Here is an 18,556-nt window from a genome sequence, read left to right as displayed (position 1 = left end):
ACATCGCGTGCCACAGAAGGAGGCTCGATGTGAGCCGAATTGCAATCGCAGTGACGGCAAGACCTTGCGCCGACCGCAGGGTCTCAGTGGCAGCCGGCGACAACTGCCGGACGGTGCGGTCGCAATGAGCGGCGATGTCATCGGGATGACGACGATTCCAGCGTCCGGATTTCAGGATCGGCAAGGTCCGCCGGGCTGGCGAAACGCCGCCGGTTCGGGGATTCTGCAGATCGTTTGAATTCTCCCGGAACATTGAGGTCGTGATGCCGCAGCGCAGTGTGAAAGTTGGTTCGCTGAAATGTGTGGTGGTCGATCAGCTCCCGCCGGGGCAGACGCCCGACCGGGTCGTTGTGCTCTGCCACGGTTTCGGTGCGCCGGGGACGGACCTGGTCGGGCTGGGGCCGGCGGTGCTGGGGGCCTCTCCGGAGCTGGCGGCGCGGGTGCAGTTTCTGTTTCCCGCCGCACCGCTGGACATGTCCGAGATGGGTCTGCCGGGAGGTCGCGCCTGGTGGGAGCTCAACGTGATGGCCCTGCAGCAACTGGTGGCCACGGGACGGGGAGACTCGCTCCGGAAAACGGTGCCGCCGGGGCTGGATGTCGCCAGCGCCGCTCTGACGGAAACGCTGCAGATCTGGAGCGAAACGTCGGGAGTGTCGCTGTCGCAGTTTGTGCTGGGAGGTTTTTCGCAGGGGGCGATGGTCAGCACCGATGTGGCGCTGCGGCTGCCGGTGTCCCCGGCGGGCCTGACGCTGTTAAGCGGGACGCTGCTGTGTGAAGACGAGTGGAAGCGGCTGGCAGCGGAGCGGGCCGGTCTGCCGGTCTTCATCAGCCACGGCAGCTACGATCCGGTGCTGCCGATCAGCGGGGCGGAGGCGCTGCGGGATCTGTTCAGCGACGCCGGCTGCCGGGTGACCTACACGCCGTTTCCAGGAAGCCACGAGATCCCGGAAGAGGTGCTGGTGGCGTGGTTGGAGTTTCTGGCGGGGTGCTGAAGATCGAGCGAGGAAACGTGGGAATCAGAAAGTCGCGATCTCGTCCGGCTGCACCTGCAGCCCGCGGGCCAGGCATTCCAGCGTTGCTGCAGCCAAAGGATCGGACTTCGGAGACAGGAGCAGTTCCGTCGCCCGTTCCCGGGCGATTGTCGAGGGCGTCATGTTCCACGGGTTGCACTCCGTCCGCCGGTCGGCGGACTCCGTTTCACCCGTGGCTACAGCCCGACGCCCACTTCGGGGCTCAAGATGTCGCCTCTCGACGCCAGAGGTCGGGTGACCGGACTTCCGAGCATCGACATCGAATCGGGACGCGCTCATCGAAGGCGGCCGGGCGCGCGCGGCCCTACGGTCTGCGAGTCGATTCGCCTTACGGCGTCGGATTCGCGCCCTCGACCGGCGCGTCGACCACGACGAGCTGGTGGTTTTCGACGTCGTACTGGTACTGCTTGCCGCCCGGCAGGACCGGCAGCTTGATATTGTTGGGAATGATGATCTCTTTCATGAACTCGTCCAGGCTCGCCGGGTACTTGTCGTTGGTGGCATGGTACAGGTTCACGGCGTGGGCGATGTGCGTCTTGCTGATCTGCTCCAGCATCGGGCCATAGGCGCTGACCGGGGCGGTGATCGGGTCGGTCGCGCGGATCTTGCTGTCGCTGACTTGCGCCCCGGCTTCCGGCTTGAACTCGCCGATGTTCTGCGTCGTCTTGCCGATGATGGAGTTCGGATCTTTCTGGGCCTGCTTGTCCAGCGATTCCATGCAGCCCGCGGCGGACAACAGCAGCAGCAAACTGGCGATACGCTTCATCGGATCGGCTCCCGGAGGATCGCACGGGCGATCCGTTGGATTCTTGACGGTCGGTTTTCACAGCGCCCGACAGCATACCACGACCAACTGCGGTCGAGTCCAGCGAATCACCGTGCGGCGATTTCGGCCAGCAGCGCCCGAGTCGCGGTCAGTTCGCGGGCGAAGCCTTCGGCGAGCTGCGGCCGACCTCCGTCCGGCAGGACTTCCCACGTGTAGGTTTCGACTTCCAGGTGCGGAGCGTCGTCCCAGTCGCGAATTGTCTCCAGGGCCTGGCGCAGTTCGGGGCGGGTGGTCCGGAGGGGGCCGAGCGCTTCGGAGTCGACCGGGACGTGGAAATGAATTCTCCATGCGGTGGCGTTGGCAAATTCGGCCGGCGGGGCGGAGGCGAGATCGGCGTCGAGATCCGTCGCCGAGATCCGGCCGCCGTCGGGGAGCAGGGCGAACGTCTGGTGCAGGTAACGGGGTTCGACATAACGGGCCAGCGCGGCCCGGCCTTCCGCATTGCGGCCAGGATCGTCCAGGTGGATCGCGCAGGAGATGTGGAGTTTATTGATGCGGATGCCTGCGGAACGGAGCTGGCGGAGCGAGGCGGGAACATCTTCGAATTCGACGGCCTGATGGCAGACGTCGTAGCACAGCCCCAGGAAATTGCGGGCCAGCGGTTCGATTCCCTGAGTTGCAGCAGCGGCAAAGAGTTTTTCGAAGAAGGCGATCGCTTCCGGCGTGGTTTCGAGGACGCAGAGGGGTTCGGGTTCGATCGCCAGGCGAATCGTGCGGCCGGTGGTCTGGCGCAGCCGGTCGAGGGCGACGGTCAGGTTCAGCAGCCGTTCGATACACGTCTCGATGAATCCGGGACGATCAGCGAGGGCTTTGAAGCCCAGCGGCACCGTGGAAATGCTCCCGTCGGTCTCCGGCGGCAGGAGCTGAGCCAGGACTTCTGCGCAATGCAGGGTGTATCCCTCCCGGCGGGGATCGGTCCAGTCGGGGAGATAGACCTGCTCTTTGACGCGGTCGCTGTGGAAATCGCCGTAGGGAAAGGCGTTGAGCGTGTGGCAGGTCAGGCCGCGACGAGTGAGCCCGTCGCGGAACTGGGCGACTGCGTCGGGGGTGGACTGCAATTCCCGGATGATCGGCTGGGCCAGCCAGAGCCCGGCGGCCAGGGGATGACCGAATCGCCGCTGGATGTCGACGGTGTAGCGGTCGAGACCATCTTCCACCTCGGCGAGAGTGCGGCCGGGATGGACGTTCGTGCAATAGCTGAGGGGGAGGGGGGAGAATGGCATTGCGGCGGGCTTCGGGATTCGGGATTCGGGCTTCGCAGAGCAAATGGCCGCTGGAAGGTCGCGAGCAGGGATGACCGGACATTTCCTGATACCACGGGATGTTGAGCCTCGCAATTCGCTTCACCGATCTTTTCTGCGAAGCCCGAGGCCCGATTCCCGAAGCCCGAGCTTTGGGGCAGACGCTGGAGGTCGGTGAGAATATACTTGTTGGAACGTCGATATCGTTTTGCCGGAAAGGCTTTGCTGCCTGGCAGAAACTTTCCGGCGGTCCTGGTGTTTGGTCTGTCATACGGGCGAACCGCGGTTCGCCCGCAAACGAAATTCAGGTTGCCTCAGTGGCGTCTTCGACGAGCGTGCCCGTCGCCAAGGAAGACTCCGGGTATCTCCACGACCCGGAAGTCCAGTTGATGCTGCGCGCCCGTGAGGACGATGACGAGGCGTTTTCTCAACTCGTGAAGGCGTATCAGGACCGGCTGGTCAACATTTTTTCCCACCACCTGCAGAGTCAGGAGCAGGCCGAAGACCTGGCGCAGGAAGTCTTTTTGCGAATTTATCGTTCGCGTCACGGTTACGTTCCGACCGCGCGGTTTTCGACCTGGATTTTCCGGATCGCGAACAATCTGGCGAGCAATTCCCGCCGGGACCGGGGCCGCAAGCGCGAAGTGGCGTTTGCGGGGGGCGAGTCGAGCATGATGGGGGTTCGGCCGGAAGAATCGCTGGTTCAGGAAAAGTCGGCGCTGATGCCGACGCGACAGCTCGACAAGATTGAGATGCAGGCGGTCGTGCACGAGGCGCTGCTGGGACTGAACGAGCGCCAGCGAATGGCGGTGCTGCTGCACAAGTTCGAAGATATGAGCTACCAGGACATCGGGGACGCGATGGAGATGACGCCGGCCGCGGTGAAGTCGCTGTTGTCCCGCGCCCGGGAGAACCTGCGGCAGGTGCTGGACGCCTACATCCAGATTCACAAGTCCGCTTGAGTTGAGGCCGGCCGGAAAATCCGGCGAACGTGGAGTGAGACGGCCTGCAAAGGCCGTAACCTGAAGGCTTCAGAACGACAATTGACGGTGTGATGGACAAAGCCCCGCGACTGACTGCCGAGCACCGAGACGACCTGGTCGCCTACCTGGATGGCGAGCTGGATGAGTCGCGGTCCGGACAGATCGATCAGGTGCTGGCCCGGAGCGAAGTCGCCCGGCACGAGGTCGAAGCACTGGCGCGGACGTGGGAACTGCTGGACGTGCTCCCGCGAGTCGCCGCCCCGACTGACTTTGCCGAAACGACCATGTCCACTCTCAAGGTGGCCGAAACTCGCACGCCGATCACCGACCAGCCGTGGTTCGAGTACGTCCGGCGAGGTCGAGTGGTGGCGGTCTGGGCGATTGCGATTCTGCTTTCGGCCGCCATCGGGTTTCAGATCACGAGCCGGTGGGTGCCGAATCCGCACGAGGAAGTGCTCCGCGATCTTCCGCTGCTGGAGAAGCTGCATCAGTATCAGGACGTCAAGGACGTGGAGTTTCTGCAGCAGTTGAAGAAGATTAACGCGTTCGCGGAGCCCGTCGGTCAGGGAGGCTCCCCATGAGCCGTCCATTGACGTTCGTCGTCATGGGGATGCTCGGGGTCGTCTGGCTGTTCGCCGGTCGGCCAGCCGCGGCCGGCGACGACGTGAATCTTGCGGAACGCGCGAACCGGGTCAAGCAGATGACTGCGGAGGATCGCGCGCGGCTGCAGAAGAACATCGAAACCTTCCGGCAGTTGACTGCGGAAGAACAGGCGGCCTATCGCCATCTGAGTGCGACGGTGGAGAGCGATCCCGGCTTGAAGCAGTTGATGGCGACCTATACGGCCTGGCTGCAGACGCTCACGCCGGGTCAGCGGGAAGAACTGCGGCTGGAGCAGGACATCAACAAGCGGCGGGATCTGGTCGAGAAGTTCCGGAAGGAGCAGGTCGAAAAGGAAGAGATGCCCCTCCCGGAGCTGGAGTCCGGCAGTCGCAATCCGTGGCAGGTGCCGACTCTGGAAACTTCCGAGCTGCTGACCGTTCTGGAGCTCGTCAAGAGTGCTCTGCCGGAAGACCGACAGGCGCGACTGCCGGAGGCTGGAGACGACATCGGCAAGCTGGAGCGAGCCTGGGCGATCGCAGGGAATCTGTGGCGTCCGCCGATCGACGCCGGCGCGATCGTGCTCCCCTTCGATAAGATGCTCGAAGCCGTGGAAACGCCGGCAGTGCGGGATTTTTTGTCGACGCCCGACCGTCAGCGGATGCTCTGGGGCGCCTGGGCGGGGGTCATCGGCCGGTCGCTGTTTCACGAGACGCACCGGGAGATCGAGAAACGGACTCCCGATGACGCCACGCTGGTGAAGTATTTTTCCGACCTGGAACCCTCCCAGCGCTTCGAACTCAATCAGCTCACGCGCGACGAATGGCGGCGGGAGATGATCCGGGCCTATTTCAAGAAGCATCCCGACCCCGATTTTGAGCGACTGATGCTACTGCGACCGGGGCGACGCCCCGGCGATCGCAGTTCAGGCTCCGACGGACGCGGCCCCGGATTCCCGCCGCGCAATGGCGACGGCGGCGGGCCGCAGCGGCCGGGCGAACGCATCCGCAGTTTTCTCGACAACGGTCCCCCGGGCGGACCGCGACCGCCGGGACCGCCGCCGGGCGATGCGAAGTGACGCCCGCCTTGTCGCGGGCGCAGGTCCGGGAAGTCGATCGACGGGCCATCGAAGAGTACGGCCTGCCGGGCCTGGTGCTGATGGAGAACGCCGGGGCCGGGGCGGCGCTCTGGCTGGAGCAGCTCGGCATTCGCGGTCGGGTGGCGATCTGTTGCGGCAAGGGGAACAACGCCGGGGATGGCTTTGTCATCGCGCGGCACCTGGAAAACCGCGGCCATCGCGTGGACGTTCTGCTGTGCGTCGCGCCGGAAGAGCTGACCGGCGACGCGGCGGTTAATCTGCACGTGCTGCAGCGGGCGGGGACGCCGTTGCGCGTCCTGACGGGAGATCGCGGTCGTCCGCAGGACTGGACGGCGGCCCTGGTGGGATCGGACTGGATCGTCGACGCTCTGCTGGGGACGGGATTGCAGGGGCCGGTCCGGCCGCCGTTTTCAACCGTGATCGACGCGATCAACGGCTGCGGGTTGAAGACGTTTGCCGTGGATCTGCCGAGCGGACTGGACTGCGATACCGGTCTGCCGCTGGGAACGGCGGTGCGGGCGCGCTATACGGCGACGTTCGTCGCCCGGAAGCGAGGCTTCGATGTCCCCGCTGCGGCGGAATATGTGGGGCGCGTCGAGGTGATTGATATCGGCGCGCCGCGCAAGCTGGTGCGGGAGATCGCCACGCAGAGGTCGTGAAGCGAGTGGCCGTCATTCGCCGCTCTTGGTGCTGATGACCGGCTGAGCTTCGGATTCGCTGCAGAGGACGATCAGCAGGTTGCTGACGAGGCTGGCTTTGCGGTCGGTGTCGAGTTCGACGATCTGCTTCTCGCCGAGTTCGCGGAGGGCCATTTCAACCATGCTGACGGCGCCGTGAACGATTTTCTGGCGGGCGGCGATGATCGCTTCGGCCTGCTGCCGCCTGAGCATGACGCCGGCGATTTCCGGAGCGTAGGCCAGGTGGGTCAGACGGGTTTCGTCGATGACGACGCCGGCCCGTGCGAGGCGTTCGGTCAGTTCCTGCTTGAGCGTCCCGGAGACCTCGTCGACGCCGCTGCGGAGCGTGATCTCGTGCTCTTCGCCGTGGTCGTAGGCGTAGCTGTTGGCGAGGTGCCGCAGCGCTGTTTCGCTCTGGACCTGGACGTAGTGCTCGTAGTTTTCGACGTCGAAGATGGCTTCGGCGGTGTTGGAAACGTGCCAGACGACGACGGTGGCGATTTCGATCGGATTCCCCTGCTTGTCGTTGACCTTGAGCTTCGTCCCTTCGAAGTTGCGGATGCGGAGCGAGATCTTGCGTTTGGTGTAGAAGGGGTTGGCCCAGTAGAAGCCGGCTTCGCGGACGGTGCCGATGTACGGGCCGAACAGGCTGAGAACGCAGGCTTCGTTCGGGGCGAGGGTGAAGTGACCGGTGAGGGAGATGACGGCGCCGATGGCGATCAGGACGCCGGTCACCGCGACAAACGGTGACTCCAGCAATGCGCCGCCAACGACGCACAATCCTCCCGCGACGAGTGCGACCAGGTTGATGGTCAGCATCTGCCAACCGTCGGATGGTAGAGTCGATCGTTCCTGAGTCATGGCAGAACCTTTACGAGAACGGCGTGCGGCTGCACCAGTCTAACGGACGGGCGCGTCGTTCGGTTCACGCGGACATCGTCGGGGCATGCATTTCGTCCAGAGGGTGATGCGTCGCGTGAAAATCCTGCTGCATTCCGGAATCCGGTCGGCTACAGTGCCATTCCGTGCCCGCTCACCGCCCGTCACCCCGCCCCGCCAAGGAGATCGTATATGCTCAGGACCGCGGCCTGCCTCGCATTGAGTTCCCTCCTACTGGGAGCGCCGGTCATCGTGCGTGCGGAAGACGCCATCTGGAAGGCCGGCGTCGCCAGTACGAAGATTACGCCCGAGCAGTCGCTCTGGATGGCGGGGTATGCGTCGCGGACGAAACCGTCGGAGGGGGTGGCGCAGGACTTGTTTGCCAAGGCGCTGGCAATCAGCGACGCCAACGATCGGAAAGTCGTATTTCTGACGCTCGACCTGATCGGCGTGCCGCGGACGATGCGGGAGACGCTGGCGGCGAAACTGCACCAGAAGCACGGGCTGCCGGCCGAATCGCTGCTGATGAACGCCTCGCATACGCACTGCGGGCCGGAGCTGCGCGGCAGCCGGATTACGGTCAATCCCGGCGACGATGCGAAGGCCCTCAATGCGGCCTATGCGGTCGAACTCGAACAGAAACTGTTTGAAACGGTCGAGCGGGCGCTGGCAAATCTGACGCCATCGAAGCTGGGCTATTCCCACGCCCGTTGCGGCTTCGCGATGAATCGCCGGCTGCCGAGTCCGAAGGGCTATCAGAACAGCCCGTATCCCGAAGGTCCCGTGGACCACAACGTGCCGATCATCCGGGTGGAGTCGCCCGACGGTCAACTGCGGGCGGTGCTGTTTGGCTACGCGTGCCACAACACGACGCTGGGCTTCTACGAGTTCTGCGGCGATTATGCAGGCTATGCCCAGGAGTATCTGCAGGAGGCCCATCCGGACGTCACGGCCCTGTTCATGCTGGGCTGCGGCGGCGATCAGAATCCGTATCCGCGCGGCAAGCTGGAACTGGCCCAGCAGCACGGGCGGTCGCTGGCGAACGCTGTGGAAACGGCGCTGCTGCCGACGCCGACGCCGCTGACCGGGACGCTGGCGACGGCGCTGGAGACTGTCGTGCTGGAGTTCGCGCCGCCGGCGAGCCGGGAAGAACTGGACGTGCAGGCGAAGTCGGCCAACAAGTATGAAGCGAGTCACGCGAAGCGACTGATTGAGCAACTGGAGACGCGCGGGAAAATCGACGTCGAGTACCCGTATCTGATTCACGGCGTGCGGCTGGGGAACGAGCTGACGCTCGTGGCGCTCAGCGGCGAAGTGGTTGTGGATTACTCGTTGCGGCTGCAGCGGGAGTGGTCGAAGCCGGGGTCGGCGTTGTGGGTGGCAGGCTATTCCAACGACGTGTTCGGCTACGTGCCGAGCCGGCGGGTGCTGAATGAAGGGGGCTACGAAGCGGGCGGGGCGATGCTCTACACGGGGTTCCCGGGGCCGTTCGCCCCCGATGTCGAGGAACGGATTGTGGGGGGCGTGCATCGCGCGTGGGAGCGTCTGGCGCAGCCGTGATGTCGTTTCGCAACCTGCCTCAACTGCGCGTTCTCACTCTGTTCGCAGTCCGGTCCAAACTCTGTGAGCTCGCAAAGCAGCCACTTGCGAAATTCGGCGCGGTCTGTGAGACTCTTCACAAACGGTCGTCTTGCTGGACGGCTATAATCGGTTGCGTCGGCAGCCAGGGTTGGCGGCCATTCAAGACACAGTTGCAGACCGGACGTCGTGTCGGCGTCGAAGAGTGTCTGCGGTTTCGATTTGCGGAGGAGGCATCGATGAAGCGTTTTCTCGCATCGTTGGCAGCAGCGGTTGTGATGACGGCCGGGCTGGCAGTTTCGGCTGGCGAAGTGACTTCGGGTCTCGACAAGGGCGCCAGCGTCCCGCCGTTCTACGTCTACGACGTGACCGGCCCGCAGAAGGGGAGCGAACTGTGCTACCGTTGCCGTTACGGCAACCAGCCGGTGGTCAGCATCTTCGCGAAGGAAATGAATGACGAAGTCGCCGCCCTGGCGAAGGAACTCGACGGCGTGGTCGCCAAGCACCGCGACGAGCGGATGGCCGGCTTCGTGGTTCTGATGAGTGACAAGCCGGAAGCGGCTCGTACGACGCTGGCGGACGCCGCCAAGAAGAACAAGATCGAGCAGCTTCCGCTGACGACGTTCGACGGCACCGCCGGCCCGGACGGCTACAAGATCAATCCGAAGGCCGACGTCACGGTCATGATGTGGGTCGAAGGCAAGGTCACGAGCAGCCACGCCTTCAACAAGGGCGAGCTGACCAAGGACGCCATCAGCAAGGTGGTCAAGGCCAGCGACGCGCTGGTGAAGTAGTTTTCGCGAGTTGACCGGGCTGCTGTCCGGCGTTTCTCGACGAGATCATGCGTATGAAGCCCAGGTCGAAATGACCTGGGCTTCTGCGTTGGCGGACCGGTCGTCAATTCCTCGTTTGCAGTGAAGCAGGCCGCAGTGAAGCAGCCCCCTTTTCTCCGCAGCTTGCGACACGCCATGACCGGACTGGCGGAAGCCGTCCGGTCGCAGCGCAACGCAAAGATCCAGCTCGCCATCGGAGTCCTGGCCGTGATCGCCGCGGCGGTCGTCGGGTTCGACGCCGTACGCTGGGCGATTCTGATCCTGACGATCGGGCTGGTCCTCGCATCCGAGATTATGAATACCGCGGTCGAAGCCGCCGTGGATCTGACGACCGCCGAAGTCCACCCGCTGGCGCGTCAGGCGAAAGATGCGGCGGCGGGGGCGGTGCTGTGTGCGGCGGTGACGGCAATTCTGGTGGGAGCGTGTCTGTTTGGACCGCCGTTGTGGACCTCGCTGATAAGAACAGGGATTGTTCCCTGAGGACCACGGCAGCGGGAAACTGCCGCGTCCGAGGCGTGTCGACGGTTCCGTCAGTCCCGAGAAAGATCTGCGTGATTCCCGAGACCTCCAGTCCGACGCCGCTCTATCGCGATGCGATCCGCGCCGCGCTGCTCGGACTGATCGTCAATCTGGCGCTCGGCGTGACGAAACTTGCGGGGGGTATTCTCGGGAATTCCTTCGCCCTCATTTCGGATGCGGTGAACTCGCTGGGCGATTCGGTGACTTCGGTGATCACGCTGGCGGCGCTGTGGTATGCGCAGCGGCCGGCCGATGTCGAGCATCCCTACGGGCATACGCGCGCCGAGACGATTGCGGCGTCGCAGGTCGCGCTGCTGATTCTGCTGTCGGCGCTCTTTCTGGGATGGGAGGCGCTCAGCCGGCTGACCTTGCCGCACGAGTTGCCTCCCGTGTGGACGCTGTGGATCGCGGGGGCGAACGCGGTGATCAAGGAAGGGCTGTACCGCTACAACCGGCGCGTCGGCCTCCGCACGGGCTCCATGGCGATCGTGGCCAATGCCTGGGACCACCGGAGCGATGCGTTGTGCTCGCTGGCGGTGCTGATCGGGCTGGGACTGGTTCGCTGGGGGGGAGCCGCTTACATCGGGGCGGACGAAGTCGCCGCTCTCGTGGTTGTGCTCGCGATCCTCTGGGCGGGCGGGCGGCTGCTCCGGTCGAGCGTGCGCGAGCTGCTCGACCCGCAGGCGGACGCCGGGCTGGTCGATCAGGTCCGGGCTGCTGCGGAAGCCGTTCCCGGCGTCCGGGCTGTTGAAAAGCTCCGGGTGCGGAAGACGGGGATGGAGTACCTGGTCGATATACACATCGAGGTCGACGCCACGCTGACCGTGGAGGAAGGGCACCGGATCGGCCATCTGGTGAAGGACCGGCTGGTGCAAGGGTTCATGTCGATTCGCGACGTGCTGGTGCACCTGGAGCCGTTTCCGCATCGGCATGGGTGAGAGGCGTTGAGACCGCCAGGTTTTCGAAGGATTCCGGGGCATCGCGAAGACGCTCCTGCCCCGGCCACCCTTCACCTGCTGGCTTCGTCAAAGTCTTGAGACGCGTCACTTCGCGGCCAGCTTCGCCGCGATCTGGGCGATGTGCTTTCCCTGGAAACGGGCGATCGCCAGTTCGTTGGCGGTCGGCGTCCGCTCGCCGCGCGGGCCGGCGATCGTCGAAGCGCCATAGGGACTGCCGCCGGTCACTTCGTTGAGTTCGGAGAGTTCTTTCGCCGCGTAAGGGACGCCCGCCACGACCATGCCCTGGTGATAGAAGAACGTCTGGAGGTGGACGAGCGTGGTTTCCTGGCCTCCGTGCTGGCTGGCGGTCGAGGTGAAGGCGCTCCCCACCTTGCCGATCAGCGCCCCCTTGGCCCACAGCCCGCCGGTGGCGTCGAGGAAGGCCTGCATCTGCGCGGTGGAGGCCCCGAAGCGCGTCGGAGTCCCGAGAATGATCGCATCGGCGTCGGCCAGCACGTGCGGATCGGCGACCGGGATATGGGCAAACGACTTCTTCGCGGCGGTTGCGCCCATCTTCTCCAGGATTTCGGCAGGCAATGTTTCCGGGACCTGGGCGAGGAGGACCTCGGCCCCGCTGACTTCCCGCGCCCCTTCAGCAATCGCCTCGGCGAGCTGATAGACGTGGGTGTAGAGACTGTGAAAGACGATCTGGACTTTGACAGACATTGTTCTGCTCCGCGGAAAGCACGAGATGAAATTGGATCGCCGCTGTCAGCCGCCGGAACGGTCGACTGACACATGGTAGACCATTCGAGCTGCAGACCAAGGGGGCCAAACCGGGAGTCGATCGGTGAAGACACCGGGGCGTCGCGAAGACGTTCCTGCCCCGGCCACCCGAGCGATTGCGGTACTGGGCCTGTCGGTTTCTCTACTCCTTCGCCGGTTCCCAGCTCAATCCGTTCCCGGAAACCGTGACGTCCGTCCCGCCCCCCAGGCCGAGATTCAGCATCTCGAACTCGATCTCGACGCCCCCCTTCTTGAGGGACATCGAGCCGACGTTTTCCTCGGCGACGGTGAAGTCCTTGTCTTCCTTCCAACCCTGGCCGGTCAGCTCCTTGCGATAGAACTCGATCAGCGCCTTCACCGGCTGTCGGCTGGAGAAACGGACTTCTTTCGCGTCGGCGTCGTATTCGGCTTCGCCGACCCCTTTGGGGAGGGGAACTTTGCGAGCGGCGAGCACAGCTTTCGACTTTGAGTCCGCCGCCGGTTTGGTCGATTTCGGCTTGCTCATTTCCGCAATCCGCTCCGCCGAAATCAACTCGATCTTGAAGTCCGACTGCGGCGCATCCTTCGGCTTCAGTTCGATGATCAGCACGCTCTTGTCGCTGCCGTCGCAGAACCAGGTGGCCTTGGCGTCCTCGGACTTGTTGGCGTCGCGCCACTTCCAGCCCAGCTCCGTCAGCGCCATTTTGTAGAATCCGGCCAGCTCGGCGGGCTTCAGGTCCGTTTTGCAGGCCAGATAGGGGCGGTTCGTGTCAAACTCCAGCTTCTCGGCGTCGTCCGGCGCAGGGAGTTCGTGGACCAGCAGCGTCGTGGCGTATTGCACGGTCGTCTGACCGCCTTGAGCCGGGGCGACGGCGACATAGGCGCTCAGATTGAAACCCTTCTGGAAGAAAGTGAGCTGCACCTGGTCCGGATTGTCCGCCAGCGCGGTAAACGGCGGCACATACTGTCGCCAGCCGCGGGTTTTCAATTCCTTGCGGACCTGCTCGGCGACTTCGGCAACCTTGGCGGGAGTGACATGAATGGTGGAGGCCGGGGAGCCGTAGAGGACTTTTGACTTCGGGGGGGCGGGGAGCTTGCGGGTGTCGATATTGCCCAGGTTGAGCAGCGTGACGGAAACTGTTCCCGGTTTCGAGGCGTCCGGAAAGAGTGACAGCGAGAGCTGATACCCCTGCTTCAGAAACATGCCTTGAGCGTAGTCGTCGGTGACCAGCTTGCCGCCCGGCTCGGTGCTGACTTTCCAGCCGAGTTTTCCGAGCGCGGCCTCATAGAAGTCGAAGGCGGGCGCCACTTTGGACGGAGCGGCGTATCGAATCACGGTCGCCGCCGATTCCGCCGGCTTGTCGGCGTCCTTCAGCAAGGGGAGCTTGCGCAGGTCGATGACCTTGACGACTTCGGTGAGCGACGCAGGCGGAGGGTCGGCGGCTTGTAGCAGTCCGACCCAGCCGGAGGTCGCCAGGATGCCTGACAAACAGAATGCCTGCCACCAGTAACGCATAGTCAACCTGCTCCAGAAATCATTGGCACCTTCAAACTCAGGAGAGCGGCGCGAGGCGGCGCTCCCGGACTCCATTGCGGCATGATAACGCTCCCGATGGCGAAATGCCGCGGATGTCGCGTCTCGCGCACGGCCCTTTCCAAGTTCCGTCTGGGCAAGCGGTAGGGTGAGTCGAGTCTTCGAGGCTCACCATAACTCGTTATCGCAGAGGTGAGCCTCGCGGACTCGACTCACCCTACACTGAAATTGGGAAGAGCTGTGATGTCTCGCGCTGAGCGGGGAGAGCTTGCCGAAGGGTGGCTGGCGTCGGAGTCCGGAACGCCCCGGTCATCGTGGCACAAGTCGGCAAGCGGAAGCCTGTCCTACGGCTTCGTCTGTATTCGATGCCGCCAGTCGCGGATCCAGACGACCGTGGTTGCGACCAGGATTGCGACGAAGATGCTGACGGCCAGCAGGTCGGCGGATGGCCGGGTCAGGGAAGCTCCGCAGAGCTTGCCGACGAGCAGTTGTACGTACGAAGACTCGGGGTCGACGTAGCCGAGTTGTCGACGGATCTGGAAGTGCCAGTCGGTGCAGACGCAATAGCCCCAGCCGTAGAACGCTCCCAGGACGATCCACGAGAACGCCGTCAGTCCGAAGGTGACCAGGTGCAGCGTGCGCGTCCGCCGCCAGGCCCAGCCGACCATGTTGAAGCCGATCAGCAGGGTATGGACCGCGAAGAAGAGCTGGTCGAGAAGCGACAACATGGCGGCGAAAGCCTGCTCGATCGGACTGGCCGGGGTCAAAAAACAAACCGCCCGGCCCCGCGGCAAGGCGAGGTCGGGCGGCGTAATGAATCGTTTAATTCGTGCCTGCCGGGAACGACCGTTACATCGGGTCGAGCGAGGCGTGCCCGGAGAGGTCGTGGTCGTCGATCTGCCCGGCCGGAGCACACAGCTCCTCGCGGACGATGTTCATGTCACGCGGGGCGTCGATCCCGAGCCTGACGGTGTTCGGTCCGATCCTCACGATCGTCACCGTCACGTTGTCGCCAATCAGGATCTTCTCACCCGGCTTGCGAGACAGCACCAACATAGCCCACACCCCTTTCCTGGTCCTTGAACACGTCCCTGGTCTCCGACCACCACCGGACCCGTTTTCGAAAGAGGCTCGCCATGTTCCCTGGAGAGCTTCCTGCAAAATGGACAACCAATCCGGCCGTACAGCCGGGAGTGTCATCAACCCGATGGCGTGGTCACAAAGATTACAGCCCGCCTGAATCCAATTCCAGCAGAAAACCGAAAATCGGAGAAAGCCGCGCAGAGCGTAACGCCAGGAGCAATGTTCAGTGCCAGAAAAACACTGAACACCGTCAAAACGCCATTTTGGCAGCCCGAATTCGCCGCAAACGCTCGATCCACATGTAGCCCGACCCGGAAGTGACGCAAATCAGAGACAGCAACCGGCAGAAACTGCCGGCCACGCTGCCGTCGCCTCAATGTGGTGCCCAAAAAACAGGCAGCCCCAAAACTGTTCGTCGAGCGACACTGACGGGAGAAGCTCCGCGGCGTCAGCAAGAGCGACCTGGAGCTCGTCCGGTACGTCGCTGGCGGCGGGACCGACGGGCCGCCTTGCAATTCGCCGGGACCGCCGTGATTCTGTCGGTCGCGGTCCGCCGGTTATTGGAGAGCGGTCGGTCCGCGGCGGCACACCCCATCGCGCAGAACGAGGACGCTCATGGTTCGCATCGGCATTGTCGGCATCGGTTTCATGGGCTGGACCCACTTTGCAGGCGCCACGAAGATTACGGAAGCCGGCAAGATCGCCGGCTCCAAGTTGAAGGGGGGGGCCGTCACCGCCATCTGCGCGCGCAGTCCGGAAAAGTTGGCCGGCGACTGGTCGTCGATCCAGGGCAACTTCGGACCGCGGGGGCCGAAGCTCGACCTGGCGAAGATCAGCGCCTACGACCAGTACGAAGAGATGATTCTCGATCCAGACCTCGACGTGATCGACGTCTGCCTGCCGAACGACCAGCACGAAAAGGTCGTCCTGGCGGCCCTCGCCGCCGGCAAGCACGTTCTCGTCGAAAAGCCGATCGCGGTCGACCCGAAAGCTGCAGACCGGATGGTGGCTGCGGCGAAAAAGGCGGGCAAGCTGCTGATGGTCGCCCACGTGCTGCCGTTCTTTCCCGAGTTTCAGTACGCCCGCGATCTGGTCGCGTCCGGCAAGTACGGCAAGCTGCGGGCCGCCCACTTCCGCCGCGTGATCGCGCCGCCCAAGTGGTCGGGAGACATGAGCGACTTCCGCAAGCTCGGCGGCTGGGGGATCGATCTGCACATCCACGACAACCACTTCATCAGCCTGCTCTGCGGAAAGCCGAATCAGGTCTTTTCCCGGGGTCTGCTCGAAGAAGGCTTCGTGAACCACGTGCACACAAACTATCTGTTCGACGATCCGGGCCTGGCGGTCTCGGCGGTCAGCGGCGGCATCGCCGCCGACGGGCTGGCCTTCGCCCACGGCTTCGAGCTGTACCTGGAAAAGGCGACGCTGCAGTACTCCGCCGGAACGCTCGGCGGCGAATGGTGTCCCGACCGCCCGCTGACGCTGATCACCGGGGGCAAGGTCACGCAGCCGAAGCTCAAGGGAAGCGCCGAGTGGTGCGCCGCCTTCACGGCCGAACTGCAGACGGTGGTTAACGCGGTCAAGACGGGTGAAGTCCCGGCCCAGATGTCCGGCGAACTGGCCCGCGACGCGCTGAAGGTCTGCTACGCCGAGGCCCGCAGCATCGAGAGCGGCAAGCCGGTGAAGCCGTAACGAGTCAGTCGAGAATTTCACCGTGGAGCTCCGCGGTCAATCCCCGTCCCGAACTCTCTTCGCAACGTCTTTTGCCACCCGGACTTCCCGCGAAACCCCCGCTGCTATTCTCCCTGCCTGCGGGATGGCCTAGAATCGGGCGCTGGTCGGCGATCCGCCTGGATCGCCGTTCCCCCGTCGGGCGGAGCCCGTCTTCTTGCACGGTTGCAGTTTCATGTGGTCAGCTCCGCAGCAGGTCGATCCCGCCGGGGGCTCCGGCTCGCCGGAGGTCGCGCGGGGCGGCGTTGATGACCGGCGCAGCCTGGCCCGATCGCTCTCCGAGTCCGTGATCAGTCTCATCCTCGCCGTCATGCTGTTCCGCACGTTCGCGGCGGAAGGCTATATGATCTCGACCGGATCGATGGCCCCGACTCTCCTGGGTTATCACAAGCAGGTCGCCTGCCCGACGTGCGGCTTCGCGTTTCCCTTCGGCGTGGCTTACGACACCGATCCGACCGGCGAGGCGGAACAGCTCGAACGACGGCGTTCGGTCGCGGTCTGCCCCAACTGCGGGCAGGAGCACATCCACCTGGAGAAGGTCCCCCGCAATCACGGCGATCAACTCCTGGTCTGCAAACCGTCCTATGAATACCGGCCGCCGCTGCGCTGGGAGATCTGCGTATTTCGCAACCCGGCGAACCCGCAGGAAGCCTACGTGAAACGGGTGGTCGGCCTGCCGGGCGAACGCGTGCAGATTCTGCGCGGCGACGTCTTCATCGACGGCGAAATTGCCCGCAAGGATTACGCGCGGCAGGTCTCGATGCGGATTCCCGTCCACGATCACAACTCCCGAGCCTTGCGCGACCCGCTCGCGCGAGAACGCTGGTTCGTCGTCCCGCACGCGGATGAGCACGACTCCGTCCCCCAGTGGCTCGCCGATGGAGCGGCCTATCGGCTGCAATCCGGCCTGGCCGCCGGCGTCGATGCGGAAACCTTTTCGTGGGTGCAGTACCGCCACTGGGTGCGGGCTCGCGGGCGACACGCCAGCCGGGTGCCCCTGGCCGCCTGGCCGCAGGATGTCGACCCTCCCGATCCGGCGGGCGGCGGCCGGCTGAACTGGAACGCCGAGACCGGTCAACTGGCGTACGAAGGCGCTCTTTCGGAAGCCCTCCGCGATCAGCTCCTGGCTCATACCGAAGACGCCCTCTTTCGCCAGGCCGTCCGGGCTCTGTACGACATCTCTCACGAGGCGCCGATCACCGACCAGTACGGCTACAACCCCCCCGAAGAGAATGCCGGCGCCGTGCCCCTCCGCGACGTGATGCTGTCGCTGCGGCTCGATGTCGAATACGGTCACGGCGAGTTCGTCGTCGAACTGACCGACGGAATGCAGACGTTTTCATACGTCCTCGACTTTCAGCATCGCGAATGCCGCATGCACCGCAACGGCAGCAACGAGCCCACCCAGACCGGACCGTTGCCGGCGGGAGTCGCCGGCCGGCCGGTGATCGTCGAGGCGTCGCTGATCGATCGGCAGGCGCTGCTGGCGATCGACGGGCAGGTCGTGCTCCCCCCGTTCGAGTTCGAAGTCCCCGCTCAACTGAGCGAGGCCCCCCGCTCGGCGGTCCGGTTTGGCGGACGGGCGCTCGATGCCGTCGTCGACGAATTGATGGTCTATCGCGACGTCTACTACACGGCGGATCGGGCGCTTCACGGCGTCGAGACCCCGTATCGGCTGCCGTGGGATTCTTACTTCATGCTGGGCGACAACAGCCCGGTTTCGCACGACAGCCGGCGCTGGGGCGACGGCGCCGTCCCGCGGAGCCTGCTGATCGGGCGGCCGTTCATGGTTCACCTCCCCTCGCGGCCCGCCTATCTGAAGATCGGCCCCTGGGAAACCCAGTTGCGACTGCCGGACTTCAGCCGGATGAAGCTCATTCGGTAGGCGGTGAAGAGCGGAGGATTTCACAGGGAGACGCGGAGAAGAGAAGTCGGGAATTGGCGAAACGGAAGCGAGGAAGCTTCCGACGTCGCACCTCCTCAAATCTCACGAATTCTCCGTCTTCCGTTCGACATTCCGCCTGCGTCATTCGACATTTCCGCTTCTGCCCTCCGCGTCCTCCCTGTCAAACTTTCTCCTGGTCCGCCTGCCGGGCGATCCGGCAGAATCGCTACTGCGGGCGCGTTGTGGTCGGCCGGCAGAACAGGTGCGGACGAAACAACCGCCCGGCGGATTGCGACGTCGGGCGGATCGGCAGGAATTGCCTGTGACGGACGTGCGGAACGGGCCGATTCTGAA

At 64.3% G+C, this 18,556-nt stretch carries 19 protein-coding genes; 11 read left to right on the top strand and 8 right to left on the bottom strand.

The annotated features are described in order from the left end of the window. Positions 1–263 precede the first annotated feature (263 nt). The gene (locus tag SH412_RS02565; protein WP_336521944.1) at positions 264–992 is read left to right on the top strand and encodes an alpha/beta hydrolase; all 729 of its coding nucleotides are present in this window, start codon (positions 264–266) and stop codon (positions 990–992) included. Positions 993–1,016: 24 nt separating this feature from the next. On the opposite strand, the gene SH412_RS02560 is transcribed toward SH412_RS02565, so the two are convergent. The 3 genes from SH412_RS02560 to eboE form a co-directional block, all read right to left on the bottom strand. Further along, entirely contained in the window at positions 1,017–1,154 is a 138-nt protein-coding gene (locus tag SH412_RS02560; RefSeq protein ID WP_336521943.1) for a hypothetical protein, read from the bottom strand. A 205-nt stretch (positions 1,155–1,359) separates the two neighbouring features. Then, positions 1,360–1,797: a hypothetical protein gene (locus SH412_RS02555; RefSeq protein WP_336521942.1), complete on the bottom strand. Its 438-nt coding sequence runs from the start codon at positions 1,795–1,797 to the stop codon at positions 1,360–1,362. Positions 1,798–1,904: 107 nt separating this feature from the next. Next, positions 1,905–3,080: a metabolite traffic protein EboE gene (gene eboE / locus SH412_RS02550; protein WP_336521941.1), complete on the bottom strand. Its 1,176-nt coding sequence runs from the start codon at positions 3,078–3,080 to the stop codon at positions 1,905–1,907. Positions 3,081–3,415: 335 nt separating this feature from the next. Here eboE and SH412_RS02545 point away from each other — a divergent pair, with 335 nt between their 5' ends. From SH412_RS02545 to SH412_RS02530, 4 genes are all read left to right on the top strand, one after another. Then, complete coding sequence (locus tag SH412_RS02545) at positions 3,416–4,060, top strand: RNA polymerase sigma factor (RefSeq protein ID WP_336521940.1); 645 nt, start codon at positions 3,416–3,418, stop codon at positions 4,058–4,060. An 89-nt stretch (positions 4,061–4,149) separates the two neighbouring features. Further along, the gene (locus SH412_RS02540) at positions 4,150–4,662 is read left to right on the top strand and encodes an anti-sigma factor family protein (RefSeq protein ID WP_336521939.1); all 513 of its coding nucleotides are present in this window, start codon (positions 4,150–4,152) and stop codon (positions 4,660–4,662) included. Continuing rightward, complete coding sequence (locus SH412_RS02535) at positions 4,659–5,759, top strand: hypothetical protein (RefSeq protein WP_336521938.1); 1,101 nt, start codon at positions 4,659–4,661, stop codon at positions 5,757–5,759. The genes SH412_RS02540 and SH412_RS02535 overlap by 4 nt, the downstream gene beginning before the upstream one ends. After that, a complete protein-coding gene (locus SH412_RS02530; RefSeq protein ID WP_336521937.1) occupies positions 5,756–6,439 on the top strand; it encodes an NAD(P)H-hydrate epimerase in 684 nt (227 codons plus the stop codon). Before SH412_RS02535 ends, SH412_RS02530 begins: the two co-directional genes overlap by 4 nt. 12 nt (positions 6,440–6,451) lie before the next feature. On the opposite strand, the gene SH412_RS02525 is transcribed toward SH412_RS02530, so the two are convergent. Then, positions 6,452–7,276 (bottom strand): SPFH domain-containing protein, encoded by an 825-nt coding sequence (locus SH412_RS02525; protein ID WP_336521936.1) that lies wholly within the window; start codon positions 7,274–7,276, stop codon positions 6,452–6,454. Between the two features lie 252 nt (positions 7,277–7,528). Between SH412_RS02525 and SH412_RS02520 the strand changes: the two genes are divergently transcribed. The 4 genes from SH412_RS02520 (at position 7,529) to SH412_RS02505 (ending at position 11,204) form a co-directional block, all read left to right on the top strand. Next, positions 7,529–8,896, top strand: a complete 1,368-nt coding sequence (locus tag SH412_RS02520; RefSeq protein WP_336521935.1) for a neutral/alkaline non-lysosomal ceramidase N-terminal domain-containing protein — start codon at positions 7,529–7,531, stop codon at positions 8,894–8,896. Positions 8,897–9,153: 257 nt separating this feature from the next. Further along, complete coding sequence (locus SH412_RS02515) at positions 9,154–9,708, top strand: hypothetical protein (protein WP_336521934.1); 555 nt, start codon at positions 9,154–9,156, stop codon at positions 9,706–9,708. 135 nt (positions 9,709–9,843) lie between these two features. Then, the gene (locus tag SH412_RS02510) at positions 9,844–10,227 is read left to right on the top strand and encodes a diacylglycerol kinase family protein (RefSeq protein WP_336521933.1); all 384 of its coding nucleotides are present in this window, start codon (positions 9,844–9,846) and stop codon (positions 10,225–10,227) included. A gap of 71 nt (positions 10,228–10,298) precedes the next feature. Beyond that, on the top strand, positions 10,299–11,204 hold the full coding sequence (locus SH412_RS02505) for a cation diffusion facilitator family transporter (protein WP_336521932.1): 906 nt from the start codon (positions 10,299–10,301) through the stop codon (positions 11,202–11,204). Positions 11,205–11,309: 105 nt separating this feature from the next. Here SH412_RS02505 and wrbA read toward each other — a convergent pair whose 3' ends face one another. From wrbA to SH412_RS02485, 4 genes are all read right to left on the bottom strand, one after another. Beyond that, positions 11,310–11,930: an NAD(P)H:quinone oxidoreductase gene (gene wrbA / locus SH412_RS02500; protein WP_336521931.1), complete on the bottom strand. Its 621-nt coding sequence runs from the start codon at positions 11,928–11,930 to the stop codon at positions 11,310–11,312. 202 nt (positions 11,931–12,132) lie between these two features. After that, the gene (locus SH412_RS02495) at positions 12,133–13,485 is read right to left on the bottom strand and encodes a hypothetical protein (protein ID WP_336521930.1); all 1,353 of its coding nucleotides are present in this window, start codon (positions 13,483–13,485) and stop codon (positions 12,133–12,135) included. A gap of 362 nt (positions 13,486–13,847) precedes the next feature. Beyond that, positions 13,848–14,231: a DUF2784 domain-containing protein gene (locus SH412_RS02490; RefSeq protein ID WP_336521929.1), complete on the bottom strand. Its 384-nt coding sequence runs from the start codon at positions 14,229–14,231 to the stop codon at positions 13,848–13,850. 121 nt (positions 14,232–14,352) lie between these two features. Beyond that, entirely contained in the window at positions 14,353–14,559 is a 207-nt protein-coding gene (locus SH412_RS02485) for a carbon storage regulator (protein WP_336521928.1), read from the bottom strand. A 642-nt stretch (positions 14,560–15,201) separates the two neighbouring features. Here SH412_RS02485 and SH412_RS02480 point away from each other — a divergent pair. Both SH412_RS02480 and SH412_RS02475 read left to right on the top strand, forming a co-directional pair. Next, the gene (locus SH412_RS02480) at positions 15,202–16,278 is read left to right on the top strand and encodes a Gfo/Idh/MocA family protein (protein WP_336521927.1); all 1,077 of its coding nucleotides are present in this window, start codon (positions 15,202–15,204) and stop codon (positions 16,276–16,278) included. Between the two features lie 214 nt (positions 16,279–16,492). Further along, positions 16,493–18,202 (top strand): S26 family signal peptidase, encoded by a 1,710-nt coding sequence (locus tag SH412_RS02475; RefSeq protein ID WP_336521926.1) that lies wholly within the window; start codon positions 16,493–16,495, stop codon positions 18,200–18,202. Positions 18,203–18,556: the final 354 nt, after the last annotated feature.

It is taken from the genome of Planctellipticum variicoloris (assembly GCF_030622045.1).
GTDB classification, from domain to species: domain Bacteria; phylum Planctomycetota; class Planctomycetia; order Planctomycetales; family Planctomycetaceae; genus Planctellipticum; species Planctellipticum variicoloris.
This window is presented reverse-complemented; position numbering and strand designations above follow the sequence as displayed.

Excerpts from the sequence above, each read along its gene's own strand:
- SH412_RS02560 (WP_336521943.1), bottom strand. The coding sequence starts at position 1,154 with ATGACGCCCTCGACAATCGCCCGGGAACGGGCGACGGAACTGCTCCTG.
- SH412_RS02535 (WP_336521938.1), top strand. The coding sequence starts at position 4,659 with ATGAGCCGTCCATTGACGTTCGTCGTCATGGGGATGCTCGGGGTCGTC.
- SH412_RS02515 (WP_336521934.1), top strand. The coding sequence starts at position 9,154 with ATGAAGCGTTTTCTCGCATCGTTGGCAGCAGCGGTTGTGATGACGGCC.
- SH412_RS02520 (WP_336521935.1), top strand. The coding sequence starts at position 7,529 with ATGCTCAGGACCGCGGCCTGCCTCGCATTGAGTTCCCTCCTACTGGGA.
- SH412_RS02495 (WP_336521930.1), bottom strand. The coding sequence starts at position 13,485 with ATGCGTTACTGGTGGCAGGCATTCTGTTTGTCAGGCATCCTGGCGACC.
- SH412_RS02485 (WP_336521928.1), bottom strand. The coding sequence starts at position 14,559 with ATGTTGGTGCTGTCTCGCAAGCCGGGTGAGAAGATCCTGATTGGCGAC.
- eboE (WP_336521941.1), bottom strand. The coding sequence starts at position 3,080 with ATGCCATTCTCCCCCCTCCCCCTCAGCTATTGCACGAACGTCCATCCC.
- SH412_RS02480 (WP_336521927.1), top strand. The coding sequence starts at position 15,202 with ATGGTTCGCATCGGCATTGTCGGCATCGGTTTCATGGGCTGGACCCAC.
- SH412_RS02475 (WP_336521926.1), top strand. The coding sequence starts at position 16,493 with ATGTGGTCAGCTCCGCAGCAGGTCGATCCCGCCGGGGGCTCCGGCTCG.
- SH412_RS02565 (WP_336521944.1), top strand. The coding sequence starts at position 264 with ATGCCGCAGCGCAGTGTGAAAGTTGGTTCGCTGAAATGTGTGGTGGTC.
- wrbA (WP_336521931.1), bottom strand. The coding sequence starts at position 11,930 with ATGTCTGTCAAAGTCCAGATCGTCTTTCACAGTCTCTACACCCACGTC.
- SH412_RS02525 (WP_336521936.1), bottom strand. The coding sequence starts at position 7,276 with ATGCTGACCATCAACCTGGTCGCACTCGTCGCGGGAGGATTGTGCGTC.
- SH412_RS02555 (WP_336521942.1), bottom strand. The coding sequence starts at position 1,797 with ATGAAGCGTATCGCCAGTTTGCTGCTGCTGTTGTCCGCCGCGGGCTGC.
- SH412_RS02490 (WP_336521929.1), bottom strand. The coding sequence starts at position 14,231 with ATGTTGTCGCTTCTCGACCAGCTCTTCTTCGCGGTCCATACCCTGCTG.